This is a genomic window from Pedobacter yulinensis, assembly GCF_003029735.1.
Lineage (GTDB): Bacteria > Bacteroidota > Bacteroidia > Sphingobacteriales > Sphingobacteriaceae > Pedobacter > Pedobacter yulinensis.
In genome coordinates, this window is sequence record NZ_KZ686269.1 from 130328 (window position 1) to 145227 (window position 14900).

Below are 14900 nucleotides of genomic sequence, written 5' to 3' on the forward strand. Positions count from 1 at the left end.
ATTTGCGCATGTACGGAACAACCCGGCGGCTGCTTAGCCGGCGGCCTGGGAAGCGGCCGGCACGTTCTCTGCCTGCCGCCGCGGAAGGGTAAACCAAAAGGTACTTCCTTGATCCACCTCGCTGTCTACGCCAATGTCGCCGCCATGTTTCCTGATGATTTCTGCGCTGATAAACAGGCCCAGGCCAGAGTAACTTCCGCTGCCGGTATCACCCTGGTAGTAACGGTTGAAGAGTAAAGGAATTTTTTCAGCCGCAATGCCTTTGCCCTGATCAGTAACGCTGACCGTGACCAGATCTGACGCCGGCTCAATGTCAATGCAGATCGTTTTTGACCGCGGTGCATATTTGGCTGCATTATTCAGCAAATTGATCAACACCCGTTCAATGCGTTCTGCATCAGCTGTAATTTCCAAGTTTTTAGGGCATTCAACGCCAATTCGTGCGAGCCGGCCTCGGCCAGGTGCAAAAAACAGTCTTCGGCAAGCCTGTACAGGTTGAAGGTGCTTTTCCTGAGCGTAAAATTGCTCGTTATAAGTCCTGCCGGCATTGAGGAGATCATCGACCAGCGCGATAATCTTGTTGATGCTTTTATTGGCCTGTTGTATCAGCAGCCTGATGCGATCAGAAAGACCGTCCTTGTACCGGTCCAGCAGTTGCAGCAGGGCTTTCAGGCTGGTTATGGGCGTACGCAGCTCATGGCTTGCAATACTGATGAAATCGTCCTTGTGGCGTTCAATCAGTTTCTCTCTGGTGATATCATTCAATGTGCCCAGCAGCCTGATTGTTTTTCCGGAAGGGTCGGTTTCAGGTCTGCCCTGCATGCGGATCCATTTTACAGACCCGTCACTGGTTACCAGGCGCATCTGCTGGTCGACCGACTTCCCGAGCGCCAGCAACCGGATAGCTTGCTGGAATTTGGGCAGGTCGTCTGGCCAGATGTGTGCATAATAAGCTTCGATGGTCCAGTTTTCACGCTGCTGTTCATAGCCGAAAATCTCATCATGGCCATCAGAGCGGTATACCGAATTTTGGACCAGGTCGTATTCCCATATCGCTGTCCTTGAATAACGAAGCGCCATATTCAGGCGCTTTTCGCTTTTTTCAAGTTCTGTGACGCCGGTCACATCGTCCAGCACAGTAAATCCATAGGTTTCGCCCTGGTCTTTGAAGAGGATCGTGGTCACGTTGACCCAGGCAAGGGAACCATCTTTCCGGTAAAGGCAGGCGCGAAGCTTGAAGAACGGGATTTCGCGCGACCAGAGTGCATCCTGTAATTCATGCCAATGACGTTTGAATTCAGGGCAGGCATATTCGAGAATTCTGGTTCCTTCAATTTCCCGGTGTTCATATCCCAGCATGTCTACCAGTGCATCATTCACCTTCAGAATGATCAGGTCAGCGTTGATGATCTTGCTGGCCACGCTGGTCAGCTCAAAAATGGTGTTGAATTTGTCATCACATTCCAGGAACCGGCGTTCGAAGTCTTGCTGACTGTCTCCTTGTTGCATACGGGCTGTTTTCGCTTACATCTGATACCTAAACAGGCTTAGGCAAAAAAGTGTTTGAAGGCAGGAGATACTCCTGCCGTTTCGAGCCCGAGCATGCGGGGTAGTCTGCTTAGGAGAGATCTGCAGCCAGGTCAGTCCGCAGCGCTTCTTTCAGGTAACGCGCTGTATGTGAACCCGCTTTCAGCAGGTCAGCAGGCGTACCCTCAAACATGATGCGTCCGCCTTTGTGGCCGCCTTCAGGTCCCATGTCAATGATCCAGTCAGCGTTCCTGATCACTTCAAGGTTATGTTCAATGACGATTACGGTATTTCCTTTATCAACCAGGCCGTTCATCAGGTCGATCAAGCGCCCTACGTCAGACAAATGGAGGCCTGTTGTGGGTTCGTCCATTACATAAATGCTTCCTTTTTTGTGCAGCTCGCTGGCCAGTTTAATGCGCTGGCACTCGCCGCCCGATAGCGTACTCAGCGGCTGCCCGAGTGTCAGGTATTCCAGCCCTACTTCGATCATCGTTTGCAGTTTTCTGAGCAGGTCCTTGCCTGTAAAAAAAGCCGCGGCTTCGCTAACGGTCATTTCCAGTACCTCTGAAACTGACTTGCCGTCGAGCCGGTAAGCCAGCACCTCTTCTTTATACCTTTTGCCCTGGCAAACCTCGCAACAGGTTTTGATCCCCTCCAGGAAAGCCAGGTCGGTATAAATGACCCCCGTTCCCTGGCAATTTTCGCAGGCCCCTTTCGAGTTGAAGGAAAAAAGCGCGGCGTCTACACCATTGGCGGCGGCAAAAGCCTTGCGGATTAAATCCATGGCACCGGTGTAGGTTGCCGGATTAGAGCGGGAAGAAGTCCCCACGGGCGACTGGTCAATAACGACCGCTTCAGGATGTGCCGCAAGAAACGCATGGTGAATCAGGGAGCTTTTTCCGGAACCTGCAACGCCTGTAACGACTGTCAGGATACCGCGGGGAATGTCCACGTCAACATTTTGCAGGTTGTTTGCATGCCCCTGCCTCACCGGCAGCAGGCCGGAAGGCCGGCGATAAGCGGTTTTCAGGGGCATCGGCTCCTGCATGTACTTCCCTGTCAGGGTCTCTGATTTTAACAACCCGGGCAGGTCGCCTTCATACATGATCGCTCCGCCACGCATGCCTGCCAGCGGACCCACATCAACCACATGGTCTGCAATCCGGATCACATCCGGGTCATGTTCGACCACGATAACCGTATTGCCCTTGTCGCGAAGTTTCTGCAGCAGGCGGGTCAGCCTGTACACGTCGCGCGGGTGCAGGCCAACACTGGGCTCATCAAAAATATAGAGTACATCAATGAGGCTGCTAGACAGGTGTTTAACCATTTTTACGCGCTGCGATTCGCCGCCAGACAGGGTATCAGTTTCCCGGTTCAGGCTCAGGTAATCAAGCCCCATGTCTGCCAGGTGCTGAAGCCGTTCGGTCAGGGTGGTTACCATGGGCTGGGCCACCGGATCATTGATCGTTTTCAGGAAGGCGATCAGTTCGCCAACTTCCATTGCAGACAACTCTGCAATAGTATAGCCTCTGATTCTGCAAGACAGTGCAACTTCATTTAAGCGCGCACCCTTACAAAGCGGACAAGGCTGCTCCTGCAGATAAGGCATGATCATTTTTTGTGTGCGGTCGGAAAGGGTTTTGAGATCGCGGCGAATGTAAGCACGCTCAAACTTTTCAATTACGCCCATAAATGTTGCGTTCATGCTGCCTTCGCCCATTCTGAGCTTGAACTTGCGCGGACCGGCATACAGCAATAAGTCCAGTTCCTCCTTCGAAAAGCTGCTTACTTTCTTGTCCGGATCAAAAAAACCGCTGTTGATGTACATGTCCTTTTCCCACGACACCATGCCAGGCGCCTGTATGGCCCCTTCACGAAGCGACTTGGAAGGATCTATAAACTTCGACGCATCAAAACCAAGTTTCCTTCCCCGGCCACTGCATGCCATACACATGCCCTGCGGGTCGTTAAATGAAAATACGTTTGCAGCTCCGACCTGTGGTGTTCCCAGGCGCGAGAACAGCAAACGGAGCACCGGAGAAATATCGGTAATGGTTCCCATTGTTGAATGAGAACCACCGCCAAGCCGCTTCTGGTCAACAACCACTGCCATGCTCAGATTGCTGATGGCATCGGCCTGCGGCTGTGGAAACCTGGGCAGCAGGTTACGGATAAACATGCTGAAGTTTTCGTACAACTGCCGCTGTGCCTCAGTTGCAATCGTGTCGAAAACGATGGAGGACTTGCCGGAACCGGAAACACCGGTAAAAATTGTGATCTTTCTTTTTGGAATGCGCAGGTCTACATTTTTCAGGTTGTTTTCCCGCGCGCCGCGGATTTCGATGTATTCAGGGGTCATAAGGGGGATGTGTTTCGAGGCGTTTAAATTATAAAAAAAAGGCGCAAAAGCGCCTTGAAAGTTAAAAATAACAGCTCCTGTAGCTGTGTGCTTTGCTTAAGATGCTGGCTGCCCGAAAAATTTGATCATTGCCCGGGCAGTGGGACCCGCCGACAGGGGGTTCTGGCCGGTAATGAGCAGACCGTCTGTTTCGACATGACTGGTAAAAGGCACCAATGCGCTTCTAAAGTCGGCGCCCAACTCTTTGAGCCGTGTTTCGAGTTCATAGGGAACATTGCTGGCGCGCATGGTTAACGTTTCTTCGGCATTGGTAAACGCAGCGACCCGTTTGCCTTGCAGCAGCCCGGGCCTGAGTTCGGCCGCCTTGATGAGCGCCGCCGGTCCATGACAAACTGCGGCCACCGGTTTGCCGTTCTCCAGGTAATCAACAATGAGCCTGCCGCTGGTCTCATTTGAAGCCAGGTCCCAGATGGGCCCATGGCCGCCCGGGTAGAAAACCCCGTCGAATTGCCCGGGTTCAAGCGTGCTCAGCCGGTAGGTATGGTCGAAGGCGCTTTTTGCAACCGGGTCGTCGTTGAAGCGCCGGTTTGATTCAGTAATGTTCTCGGTCACGGTACTTAGCGGATCGACCGGTGGTGTGCCGCCTGCCGGGCTTGCCAAGGTTACTTCGTAGCCTGCATCACGAAACTCATAATACGGATCGGTAAATTCGCCAAGCCACACGCCGGTGGTGCTGTCGGTGTTCTCCATCCGCGAGTGGGATGTCAGGATCATTAAAATCTTTTTCATAGGTCATGCTTTATTGCTGTTCCGCTACAGACAGTTGTCTGTCTGCGTAAAACACCAGGCAGGACCGAAAGTTTGGCCGTTTAGCCGGGTTTGATGTTCCGGCTGTCGTACCTAAAAGTCTGTAGAAACAGGCGGTTGCTGGACAGTATTCGCGGCCGGCGGTTGTGCTGCCAGATCTTCGGCTGCGCCGGAAGGAGCAAGCGGAAGGGAGAAATAAAAGGTCGAGCCAACGCCCGGACAGCTTTCTACCCATATTTTGCCCTGGTGCAGCAGGATGATCTCCTGACTCAGGTAAAGCCCGATGCCAAACCCCGATGCGTATTTACTGTCGGGATGCTCAATGCGGTAAAATCGGTCAAAGATCTGATCCAGGTGTGCCGGCTGTATGCCGATGCCCTGATCGGTTACGCTGACAGTTACGGTGTGGCCGTCGGTGGTGCAGCCCACGCGAATGTATTTTTCCTTGCGTGAATATTTGATGGCGTTCGTGAAAAGGTTCATGAGCACCGCTTCGATTTTATCCTTGTCTACCATGACGGTGACGTCTTCGGTCGTGGTAATTTCAAGACTGGCGGCGGGGTGGATGAGCCGGACTTCGGAAGCCACGTTTTCGATCACGGTGGCAATCGGCAGCCTGTCCAGGTTAAGATGCAGTTTGCCCGACTCGAGCCGTGACAGGTCGAGAAAGCCATTGATCATTTTCGCCATTTTAATGACCTGCTTTTCTGCCTGCTGCAGGGCGTGAAAAGCCACTTCGTACCGGTCCCTGACGGCGTGCCGGTGCAGCAGCTGCACATGTGCCTGAAGCGAGGTGAGGGGGGTTTTCAGTTCATGACTGGCCATGGCTATGAAATCGTGGCGCAGGCGTTGCTCATGTTTTTGGTCGGTGATGTCGAGCACAGAGCCTACAAAACGCAGGGGCCGGTCATTGGGGTCAAATAAAACTTTGCCTTTTGCCCGGACCCACCTGATCCGGCCGTCTTCGGCACCAACCGTGCGGTACTCAACATCGTAAACCCCGTCGCTGACCGACCGGTCGAACAGGCCGGAGATAACGGTTTCAATGCGTTCCCGGTCGTCGGGATGCAAACCGGTCAGAAAGTCCTTTTCATAAGTAACTTCTACATCATGGCTGATGCCAAACAACTCGCGGCAACGGGCGTCCCACTCCATGGTGCCCGCCGGCAGATCCATATCGAAGGTGCCGAGTTGAGCAGCCTGTTTAGACAGGCGCACCTGTTCGTAAGCCCGTTCCAGTTCCTTACGGGCATTGACCTGCCCGGTCGTGTCAATGGCCGAAACGATCACGCCCGAAACGGTCTGGTCCTGGCCAAAGATGGGATCAAAGAATACACTGGCAAAATGTTCCCGCTGCTGCCCGGCAGGGCCGATCCGGTACGATAATTCCTGCTCGTGGTAACTTTCGCCCGTATCCAGCACTGCTTTTATGCCGTTGGCGTACTGTTCAGCGACTGCAGGAAGTACGTCGGCAAGTCGTTTGTCTGAGAAATGCCTCAGATCAGGCGACTCAGGAGCCCGGTTTTCCATACTCGCCCAAAGTCTGAGCATTTGCGGGTTGGCGGCATCGATGGTTAGTGCCGGTGCGGTCAGCAGCGCAATGGCAATGGGCGACTGGTCAATGAGGTTCCTGAATTTCAGCTCGCTGGCTGCAAGCCTGGCGGTTCTTTCTTCAACCATCCTGGCCAGGTCCAGTTGTGCGATCTGCGTTTCACGCTCCTTGAAAATCCGTTCGGTAATGTTGTTTGTTGTAGTGAGCAGAAATTTAGGCCCATTTCCGTTCCGGCCAACAGGCATGATTTCAAGCTGCCACCAGCGTTCAACCATACCGGGGCCGTCTAAGGCGCCCATGTCGTAACGAAACGGCGGCATGACGACCGTTTCATTGGTCATCTGCGCGGCAGTGAGGGCTTCGCCCAGCAGCACCGCCCCGTCGCCGCCCGCCCCTTCGGGATCAAAGACTTCCCAAACTGATTTTCCGGAGATTTCGCGGCCCACCAGGTTGGTCGCGTGTTTATGCGCGTCGTTGCTGGTTACAATCGTAAAGACAGGGGCATCGGCTACCACAATGATGCGGGGTACCTGTGAGTTAAACAGTGCCTGGAAAAGCGGGTTGTTCAGTAAGTCAATCATAGAAGAGCTAAATATAAACACTAACATGATATCGCTGCATGCCTGTGCAGATATTTGTTCAGCAGGTTTGCTGCAGGCCTGGCTGTATCGCAGGTCAGAACGGTTCAGAGGTCTTCAGAATCGGTTGGATGCCAGCGGAACATGTGTTATTTTTCCGGAAATGTTTCGCGATGTACGAAAAAAAAATCCCGGAAAGCCATGAATGCGGCATCAATGCCACTCTGAAAGTGCTGGGGGGAAAGTGGAATGCACTGATTATTGAATACATCAATCTCGGGGTGCGGCGGCCCAGCGCCTTGAGCCGTGCCATGAGCCAGGCCAGCCGGCGTGTTATTAACATGGCACTGAAAGAGCTGGAAGCGTATGGCATAATCAGGAAAGTGGATTATTATGAAGTGCCGCTGCGGGTAGAATATTTTCTGACGCCGCTCGGCGAAAGTTTGCTGCCGCTGATCGCAGCCATGGAAGCCTGGGGGCATGCGCACCAGCAGGAGATTGTACCCGGATATATTATGCCCGCCAGTGTTATATGCGCCGATGAGGTCAAGTACGGGGGCGCAGAGAGCGGTGAGAAATAAAAAAGGCCTCCTGGAGGCCTTTTTAACTGCATATAATCAACTATCCATTGTACCAACAATCCCTTGTCGAACGGATAGAACGATCCACGAAGCATATCATCTCCTATAGACACGTGTAATGAAACAAAAGTTTAAGGGGGTGGGGATGATGGGGGCAAAAATAGACTTGAAGCTTACAAAAAAATAGGTGAAAATCACCTGAATATGCGTTGCAATATCTTCAATTGTCAGTCCGAAACGCCGCTGCATTGCCTGAGTAACGCAACAAGCCCGGACACACCTACAGAGAGGTGCCTCCGGGCTGCACCGGCGATCAGAATGACGGTTTGTTGTGGGGTCTGACCTGGTTAACCAACACCTGAATACAACCTTCAGAAGGGATAACGGCGCAGGCCGCCATCGACCACGGCGACCGTGCCGGTCATGTACCGGGCCCTGGGAGACACCAGGAATGCGGCCATGTTCGCCATGTCTTCCGGACTGCCGAAATCGCCCAGCGGAATTTCGCGTTCCGCAAAAAGCTGGCGCTCCCGCCCTGGGAAAAACGGCCGGATGTTGTCTGTATCAATCAGTCCGGGCTGCAGGCAATTGACCCGGATGCCCGCTGGCCCCAGCTCACTGGCCAGTGCTTTCGACCAGGATACGACAGCCGCTTTCGCCACCGCCGAGGCATTGAGGTTTTTAAGTTCGTAGCCGCTGCACAAATTTAAAATAACGCCTTCCTTCCGTTCCATGAAGTGCGGCAGCAATGCTTCGGTCAGCTGCCGGACCCGGTAAAAATCCAGAACCATGGATTGCTGCCAATCTGCCTCGGGGGCCAGGGGATGCAGGGGATTGCTTTTTCCGGCATTGTTCACCAGGATGTCGACCTGGCCGAGCTGCTCCTGCGCTGCTGCGGCGATTTGCTCAGAACCGGCCGCCGCCGCCAGGTCCTGGGTAAAGAGCAGCGGTTGTTTTCCGCCTGCCCGCGTGATTTCCTGTTTCAGGCTGTCCAGCAGTTCGCGGTTCCTTGCCGTTGCGAAGACCGTTACGCCTTCGGCTGCCAGTTGTTTTGCAATCGCGCGGCCAATACCCTGGCTGGCTCCGGTTACCACAGCTGTTTTTGCGTCTAAATAAAGATCCATACGATGTTTGAAATGAGTTGTAAAACTAACCGGCGCCGGCTACTTTTGAGTTGCCGGCAACCGGTTGTGCGGTACACACATTCTTGTAAGCAATGACCAGAAAACAAAATTCAACCTATTCAAGCAATGAAAAATACCTCGTGGCCTGCGACTTAACCTATGCGCTTCAGAAGATACATGGCAGGTGGAAATTGCAGATTCTGGACAAATTGAAAGATGGCCGCCTGCGTTACAATGAGTTGCGCCGGGAATTCAGCCACATCACGGAGCGGATGCTGACCCTTCAGCTGCGGTCCATGGAGCACGACGGCCTGATCAGCCGAACGGTATATGCCGAAGTGCCGGTGCGCGTAGAGTACGGACTGACCGAAATTGCGACCGAGTTGGGTCCGATCTTAAACCAGCTGAGTCTTTGGGGCAGGAAACAACGTCAGAAGGCCTGAAGACGCAGCGTTAACCCATTTTTTCATATTCATAAATACCGATGATGTGGTGCCGCAGGTAACGCCCCTTGACCACAGACGCCCGAAGTTCTTTGTATACCTTTTCCGGGACGCCCTTGTAACGGTAACGCTGACCGGTCGTGTAACCGATTTCCAGGTCGCAGCTGGCCGGGTCATAATGCATGTGCTGAATAACGGTAGAGGGCATGGCTCAGGTTTCTGTTTCTTAAACAGCTTGAGCGGGCAAGGGTTTTGTTAATCATGCCGGGGGGCGTGGTTTTGCCGGCGGTCGATGCGGCTGCCAGTAAACAAAAAAAGCAAGCTGATGAAAAACAAGGCAAGCGCAGGTGTTTGTGCCTCGACCGGATCGCCGAGGTGAATGGTGAGCAGTGCTACGGCGAAATTGATAAGCATGAGTAATGCTGCATAACGGATTTTCCAGCCGGTGATGTAAGCCAAGCCCGCAAAGGCCTGTGCGCAAACAGAAAGGATGGCCATAAACAAAGGTGCAGGGAAACCCGCCTGTGCCAGAAAGTCCCTGAACAACCGCATGTGTGCCGCACTGAGCAGGTTATCGGCTACCCCGTAAATCAGGCGTGTTCCGGCAAACAGCCGGAGCAGGAAAAAGGCAGCGGAGCGCCGGTGGTCAAGCCAGCTGAAGAATTGCGGGGCCATACTGGGGATGTTTCAACCAAGATAGTGAAAATCTGGCGTTTACAAATGGCGCTGCCAATCGCCGGCCGCCGGTTATTTGGCCGTTAAAAAATCGTTGACCAGGCTCGCTGTTGCCCGTACACGCTCGGGCTTGGCCGAACCCGAAGACACGTCGCCGATACAGGCTCCGTGCAGGCCCGGCTGAATGTTGAGCTGCGCCTTTGGCAGCAGACGGAACATCTCGACTGCATGTTCTGGTGTGACCACATCGCGGTCGCTTAACAGAAGCAAGGTAGGAGCAGAAATTCCGGCAATTTCTTCTGCGGGCCAGTCTTTAACGGCCAGCATGCGGTCACGGTCTTTGTTGTGCATGTTTTCCAAGGCAGCAGAATCGGGATTTACCGCCAGAAACGCTTTTTTGAGCGGCTCAGGCATCTGTGCCAGGGAAGCGCCGCGCAGCATACCAAATAAGCCGGGGATGAGGCCCTCGCGCCTGAAAAATACGGATGCCAGAACAAGTTTGTGAATGCGTTCGGGATGATTGATGGCTGCCTGCATGGCCGTGTTGGCTCCGTTGCTGAAACCAAAGAGTGAAGCCTTTTTAATCTTCAGCTGGTCGAGCAGGCCAATCACGTCGGCTGCATCCTGTGTAAAACTTTCAGGAGCGGGCCGGTCTGAAGTCCGGCCATGTCCCTGCAGTTCCACGGCAATGACCTGGTGTTGCTGTGCAAGTAAGGGCAGGATGGCGCCAAAGGTTACCGGGATCATTGAACCGCCGCCGTGGACGAGCACCAGGGGTTTACCAGAGCCATGAACCTCATAATACATCCGGATGCCGTTTACCGCCGCATACCCTTGACGTGAAGGTGTTTTGCGGTTTGCAGCCTGCGGAGGGGTTGTCCGGCTGCAGCTGCCGGCCACGATGACGAGTCCGGCAGCAAATAAGAGACTGAAAATGTGTTTCATGCTTAGTTGCCTTGAATTGATTCCACCAGATTCCTGAGACGTCCCAGCATGTTGATCCAGCTCGGGTGCGCGCCAGTTTGTATGGCAAGTGCCTCAGAGACCGATTGATGAAGCCGCAGTCTCGTCCTTTCGCCAAGATCTTCGAACGTCACTGTCAGCACCGTTTCCTTAGGCCAGCCCGATTTCATGCCCATGGCCGAAGGGTCCACAAAACGGTCGGCCTCATCGGCAAAGGTCATGGTAATCACCAGTTTCTCGGGCGGTCGCAGTTCGGTAAACGAACCGCGGGTCCAGCAGGGGCCGAATTGCGGATTGTCTATTTTCATGTGGTAACGGCCGCCCTCCCGAACGTCCATGTGTTTGATCGTAATGCTGCAACCCTCGGGCGCATACCATTTTTCCAGGTGTTTGGGGTCTGTCCAGGCCGCAAATACGAGCGCCCTAGGCGCATCAAGTTCGTACTCGATGTGTACTTCTTTTTTGTGCTCTTCCATATGTCAGGGGTTTTTGTTTGAATTGGCCTGCAGGTCAACAAGGTAACTGCTGAGTGCATCCAGACGGCCTTGCCAATGTCTGCGGTATTGCGCCACCCATTCGTCTACTTCGTTCAGTTTTTCCAGCTGTGCTTCGCAAAAACGTTCCCGTCCCTGCTGCCTGATGCGAACCAGTTCGCACTCGACCAGGATCTGTATGTGCTTTGAAATAGCCTGCCGGCTCATGTCGAACCTGCCGGCAACAGCGTTCAGGTTCATGGGCTCCTGCGAAATCTGCTGGATGATGGCCCTGCGGGTAGGGTCGGCAATCGCCTGGAAAACGTCTCTTCTCATAAATATGTAACTGATCGGTTGCAAATATAAACGCAACTGATCGGTTGCGCAAACTGTTAATTATAAATTATTGATAATCAGCCAATAATTTTTTAGTTTGTAAATACGGGGTCAGAATTTAAGCGGTTGAGCGGGGCGGCCTGCTGAATGTGGATTCAGGAAGCGGGAATACATAACGGCATTAGCCTTGGCGGCCCGGCTTAAACGAAGCTTAAGGAGCAAAGGATAAAGACCACTATGCAGAAGTCACCGGCCATCCGTTCCCATGATGTTATTCACAGCGATAGCGAAGTGTCTTTTTGTTTCGAACAGATCTTTCCTTGACTACCGCTCCATCCTGATGGCACCCGGAGTTAAAGTCGTAAAGAACAAAGAGAGACACCAGGGGCCTATTCTCCGGACGCGCAGACCGGCACGGTGCAGACGCAGTAGCCGTCAACGGTCCAGCTTTCCAAAGTTGTATGGTGGCGGTTGACCGGTGCGAATACACAGCCACAGGCCTTTTTCTCTTTTCGGCGAGGACAATGAGCAGCCTTAGCGGCCATGCGCGGCTGGAACAGCCTTCAGTAGAATCGAGGGCCAGGAACAAGGACCACGGCACAGAACCTGAACCCGCATCAGGCAATCACACCGTATGTGTTACACCAACGCCGAAGACTCCCGTTCAATCAGCTGCGAATGCAGCCCGGGCAGGGAAAGCAGGTCAACTTCCCGCTTGTGAAGTATCTGAAAAAGACACGATGCCGCCACCCGGCCCATTTCAAAAGCCGGCTGAGTAATGGTACTGAGTGCAGGATGCAGCAGTGGAGCGGTGGGCAGGTTCGAAAAACTAACCAGTTTGAGCGCACCGGGCATATCTATTCCCAGCTCCCGGCATACATAATAACAGGGAACGACGAACTCCTCGATCGACGAGAGCACGCCATCGGGCTTTTCGCCGATGATTGCCTGGCGAATGCCGTCGCGGATCAGCTGCGGATCTGTGTTTGCAGCCAGCGCTACCGGCTGCAGCTGTTCAAGTCCGCTGTCGTTCAGTGCGTCGAGGTAACCCCTGAGGCGCCTTTGTCCGGTGGCCAGCCGGTCAAGCCCTTGTAAGAAGATGATCTTCCGGCAACCTTTTTCGGCCAGGTGGCGGGTGGCCTGGTAGGCGCTTTCATAGTCATCTGTCGTGATGCTGAACGCGTCGGGAATTTCGATGCTGCGGTCAAAAAAAACCACAGGGATCTGCCTGATAAGCGACTGGAAATGCGCCAGGTTGCCCGCAGAGCGGGTTACCGATATCAGAATCCCGTCTACACGCCCGCTGATCAGGCTGTTGGTGAAAGCAATTTCGGCCGCGCTGTCTTCGTGTGTCTGGTAGATCAGGACATGGTGGTTGTGTGTCCGGGCTATTTCTTCGATTCCCTTTATGGCCAGGGAAAAAAAGTTGTTGGCCACATCAGGAATGATCACGGCAATCGTACTTGTCCTGTGGCTGCGCAGGTTGCTTGCTGCTGGATTGCGTTCATAGTTGAGCGTCCGGGCCAGGTCAAGCACACGCTGCTTGGTTTCGGCGCTGATCTCATGGCTGTCGCTCAATGCCTTTGAAACGGTTGCAATCGAAATATTCAACTGCTCTGCAAGTGTTTTGACGGTGACATTTCTCTTCATCAGAAGGCGCTTGTTAGGATATCTGAATTTAGACAAATGTTTTTTACTTAAACGTTTTCGTAAATAAATAATTCGATGCCGTGGGTGAATCGTCGTTTTTTTACAAGCTTTGATATAAGCCGCGACCACGGCAGCCAAACCGAATACAACCAAATTAAACCGCCAGCTCCGGCGTGTCTGGAGCCGGGCAAGCTGAGCATATGAATTTGTTGACAACCCGCGACTACGTTGTTTTTGCCTTGTATTTTTTGATCATTTCGGTTTACGGAATCCTGATATACCGGTCTAAAAAGGCAAAGGAAGCTGACACCAAAGCTTATTTCCTGGCAGAAGGTTCGCTGACCTGGTGGGCCATTGGCGCTTCGATCATTGCATCGAACATTTCGGCCGAGCACTTTATCGGCATGTCGGGATCGGGTTTCGCCATGGGTCTGGCCATTGCCAGTTACGAGTGGATGGCCGCCGCTACCCTGATCCTGGTGGCTGTATTTTTTCTGCCGGTCTACCTGCGCAACAACATCTATACCATGCCGCAGTTTCTTTCCATGCGGTATAACGATACGGTAAGTACGCTCATGGCGGTCTTCTGGCTTCTTGTCTATGTTTTCGTGAACCTCACCTCGATCTTTTTCCTGGGTGCGCTCGCCATCGAGAGTCTGACCGGCCTGTCATTTAATCTCTGTGTAGCCGGGCTTGCCGTCTTTGCGGTATTCATCACACTGGGCGGAATGAAAGTGATCGGTTACACCGATGCTGTACAGGTACTCATCCTTATCCTGGGCGGCCTGGTAACCTGTTATATGGCCCTCGACATTATCAGCACACATTTTAAACTGGATGGCGTCCTTTCAGCACTCTTTAAACTGCGCAGCAAGGCAGACGATCATTTTCACATGATCTTTTCGCCGGGCGATAAATTTTATGACGACCTGCCTGGTGTAGCGGTGCTCGCAGGTGGCCTTTGGATCAATAACCTTAACTATTGGGGCTGTAACCAGTACATTATTCAGCGGGCGCTTGGTGCCGATCTGAAGACCGGTCGCAACGGACTCATTTTCGCTGCTTTCCTGAAGCTCCTCATTCCGGTCATCGTTGTTATTCCAGGTATTTGTGCTTATGTGCTGTTTAAAGAAGGATATTTCCAGGAAGCGCTGGTCGGATCAGGGGGGCATGTAAAGCCTGACCGGGCCTACCCGGTACTGATGAGCCTTCTCCCATCGGGATTGAAAGGGCTGGCCTTCGCTGCCCTTACGGCGGCGGTCGTTGCCTCGCTTGCCGGCAAGTGCAACAGCATATCGACCATTTTTACGCTTGACATTTATAAAAAATACATCAACAAGGGCGCCTCAGAACGCAAAATGATCAATGTGGGCCGCTGGGCAACGATTGTGGCATCGCTTATTGCAGTCGTCATTGCACCTGCACTGCAGCGGTTCGACCAGGTGTATCAATTTATCCAGGAATATGTTGGCTTTATCTCACCGGGCGTTTTTGCGATTTTCCTGCTTGGATTGTTCTGGAAACGGACCACTTCTGCAGCCGCTCTTGTAGCGGCCCTAAGCACCATACCCTTGTCGGTGGCCATGAAATTTCTGCCCGGAATGAGCGGCGGATATTTTGGGCCCATGCCTTTTCTGCACCGCATGACCTGGGTTTTCGGCATCATCATGGTCACGATGGTAACAATGACCCTGGTGTCAAGGCCGCGCCAGGCGGGAGCCGAAATTGTCGTCGACACAAAAATGTTCCGGGTCGATACCGGCTTTATCGTATCATCTGTCATTATTCTCGGTATCCTGACCGGTCTTTACATCGCTTTCTGGTAA

General features: G+C 53.1%; 14 protein-coding genes. 3 read left to right on the plus strand and 11 right to left on the minus strand.

The features are described from left to right. Positions 1 to 33: 33 nt before the first annotated feature. The 4 genes from C7T94_RS07910 to C7T94_RS07925 form a co-directional block, all read right to left on the minus strand. A complete protein-coding gene (locus C7T94_RS07910; RefSeq protein ID WP_107214841.1) occupies positions 34 to 1509 on the minus strand; it encodes a sensor histidine kinase in 1476 nt (491 codons plus the stop codon). A gap of 109 nt (positions 1510 to 1618) precedes the next feature. Continuing rightward, positions 1619 to 3892, minus strand: a complete 2274-nt coding sequence (locus C7T94_RS07915; RefSeq protein ID WP_107214842.1) for an ATP-binding cassette domain-containing protein — start codon at positions 3890 to 3892, stop codon at positions 1619 to 1621. A 96-nt stretch (positions 3893 to 3988) separates the two neighbouring features. After that, positions 3989 to 4681: a type 1 glutamine amidotransferase domain-containing protein gene (locus C7T94_RS07920; protein ID WP_107214843.1), complete on the minus strand. Its 693-nt coding sequence runs from the start codon at positions 4679 to 4681 to the stop codon at positions 3989 to 3991. A gap of 111 nt (positions 4682 to 4792) precedes the next feature. Further along, positions 4793 to 6832, minus strand: coding sequence for a PAS domain-containing sensor histidine kinase (locus C7T94_RS07925; RefSeq protein WP_162618602.1), 2040 nt, complete (start codon positions 6830 to 6832; stop codon positions 4793 to 4795). A 170-nt stretch (positions 6833 to 7002) separates the two neighbouring features. Between C7T94_RS07925 and C7T94_RS07930 the strand changes: the two genes are divergently transcribed. After that, positions 7003 to 7410 (plus strand): winged helix-turn-helix transcriptional regulator, encoded by a 408-nt coding sequence (locus tag C7T94_RS07930; RefSeq protein ID WP_107214845.1) that lies wholly within the window; start codon positions 7003 to 7005, stop codon positions 7408 to 7410. Positions 7411 to 7781: 371 nt separating this feature from the next. Here C7T94_RS07930 and C7T94_RS07935 read toward each other — a convergent pair whose 3' ends face one another. Beyond that, a complete protein-coding gene (locus C7T94_RS07935; RefSeq protein ID WP_107214846.1) occupies positions 7782 to 8534 on the minus strand; it encodes an SDR family NAD(P)-dependent oxidoreductase in 753 nt (250 codons plus the stop codon). A gap of 92 nt (positions 8535 to 8626) precedes the next feature. On the opposite strand from C7T94_RS07935, the gene C7T94_RS07940 reads away from it, so the two are divergent. Further along, on the plus strand, positions 8627 to 8977 hold the full coding sequence (locus C7T94_RS07940) for a winged helix-turn-helix transcriptional regulator (protein ID WP_107214847.1): 351 nt from the start codon (positions 8627 to 8629) through the stop codon (positions 8975 to 8977). A 10-nt stretch (positions 8978 to 8987) separates the two neighbouring features. Here C7T94_RS07940 and C7T94_RS07945 read toward each other — a convergent pair whose 3' ends face one another. The 6 genes from C7T94_RS07945 to C7T94_RS07970 all read right to left on the minus strand — a co-directional run bounded on the left by C7T94_RS07945 (position 8988) and on the right by C7T94_RS07970 (position 13074). Further along, positions 8988 to 9185 carry a KTSC domain-containing protein gene (locus tag C7T94_RS07945; protein WP_107214848.1) on the minus strand — a complete coding sequence of 66 codons (198 nt, stop codon included), beginning with the start codon at positions 9183 to 9185 and terminating at the stop codon, positions 8988 to 8990. Positions 9186 to 9232: 47 nt separating this feature from the next. Further along, the gene (locus C7T94_RS07950) at positions 9233 to 9652 is read right to left on the minus strand and encodes a DoxX family protein (RefSeq protein WP_107214849.1); all 420 of its coding nucleotides are present in this window, start codon (positions 9650 to 9652) and stop codon (positions 9233 to 9235) included. A 72-nt stretch (positions 9653 to 9724) separates the two neighbouring features. Continuing rightward, on the minus strand, positions 9725 to 10597 hold the full coding sequence (locus tag C7T94_RS07955; RefSeq protein WP_107214850.1) for an alpha/beta fold hydrolase: 873 nt from the start codon (positions 10595 to 10597) through the stop codon (positions 9725 to 9727). Positions 10598 to 10599: 2 nt separating this feature from the next. Continuing rightward, positions 10600 to 11091, minus strand: a complete 492-nt coding sequence (locus tag C7T94_RS07960; RefSeq protein WP_107214851.1) for an SRPBCC family protein — start codon at positions 11089 to 11091, stop codon at positions 10600 to 10602. Positions 11092 to 11094: 3 nt separating this feature from the next. After that, on the minus strand, positions 11095 to 11424 hold the full coding sequence (locus C7T94_RS07965; RefSeq protein ID WP_107214852.1) for an ArsR/SmtB family transcription factor: 330 nt from the start codon (positions 11422 to 11424) through the stop codon (positions 11095 to 11097). A gap of 639 nt (positions 11425 to 12063) precedes the next feature. Continuing rightward, positions 12064 to 13074: a LacI family DNA-binding transcriptional regulator gene (locus C7T94_RS07970; protein ID WP_107214853.1), complete on the minus strand. Its 1011-nt coding sequence runs from the start codon at positions 13072 to 13074 to the stop codon at positions 12064 to 12066. Positions 13075 to 13274: 200 nt separating this feature from the next. On the opposite strand from C7T94_RS07970, the gene C7T94_RS07975 reads away from it, so the two are divergent. Further along, positions 13275 to 14900, plus strand: coding sequence for a sodium:solute symporter family transporter (locus C7T94_RS07975; protein WP_107214854.1), 1626 nt, complete (start codon positions 13275 to 13277; stop codon positions 14898 to 14900).

Excerpts from the sequence above, each read along its gene's own strand:
- C7T94_RS07975 (WP_107214854.1), top strand. The coding sequence starts at position 13,275 with ATGAATTTGTTGACAACCCGCGACTACGTTGTTTTTGCCTTGTATTTT.
- C7T94_RS07940 (WP_107214847.1), top strand. The coding sequence starts at position 8,627 with ATGACCAGAAAACAAAATTCAACCTATTCAAGCAATGAAAAATACCTC.
- C7T94_RS07915 (WP_107214842.1), bottom strand. The coding sequence starts at position 3,892 with ATGACCCCTGAATACATCGAAATCCGCGGCGCGCGGGAAAACAACCTG.
- C7T94_RS07925 (WP_162618602.1), bottom strand. The coding sequence starts at position 6,832 with ATGATTGACTTACTGAACAACCCGCTTTTCCAGGCACTGTTTAACTCA.
- C7T94_RS07960 (WP_107214851.1), bottom strand. The coding sequence starts at position 11,091 with ATGGAAGAGCACAAAAAAGAAGTACACATCGAGTACGAACTTGATGCG.
- C7T94_RS07920 (WP_107214843.1), bottom strand. The coding sequence starts at position 4,681 with ATGAAAAAGATTTTAATGATCCTGACATCCCACTCGCGGATGGAGAAC.
- C7T94_RS07935 (WP_107214846.1), bottom strand. The coding sequence starts at position 8,534 with ATGGATCTTTATTTAGACGCAAAAACAGCTGTGGTAACCGGAGCCAGC.
- C7T94_RS07930 (WP_107214845.1), top strand. The coding sequence starts at position 7,003 with ATGTACGAAAAAAAAATCCCGGAAAGCCATGAATGCGGCATCAATGCC.
- C7T94_RS07910 (WP_107214841.1), bottom strand. The coding sequence starts at position 1,509 with ATGCAACAAGGAGACAGTCAGCAAGACTTCGAACGCCGGTTCCTGGAA.
- C7T94_RS07970 (WP_107214853.1), bottom strand. The coding sequence starts at position 13,074 with ATGAAGAGAAATGTCACCGTCAAAACACTTGCAGAGCAGTTGAATATT.
- C7T94_RS07965 (WP_107214852.1), bottom strand. The coding sequence starts at position 11,424 with ATGAGAAGAGACGTTTTCCAGGCGATTGCCGACCCTACCCGCAGGGCC.
- C7T94_RS07955 (WP_107214850.1), bottom strand. The coding sequence starts at position 10,597 with ATGAAACACATTTTCAGTCTCTTATTTGCTGCCGGACTCGTCATCGTG.
- C7T94_RS07945 (WP_107214848.1), bottom strand. The coding sequence starts at position 9,185 with ATGCCCTCTACCGTTATTCAGCACATGCATTATGACCCGGCCAGCTGC.
- C7T94_RS07950 (WP_107214849.1), bottom strand. The coding sequence starts at position 9,652 with ATGGCCCCGCAATTCTTCAGCTGGCTTGACCACCGGCGCTCCGCTGCC.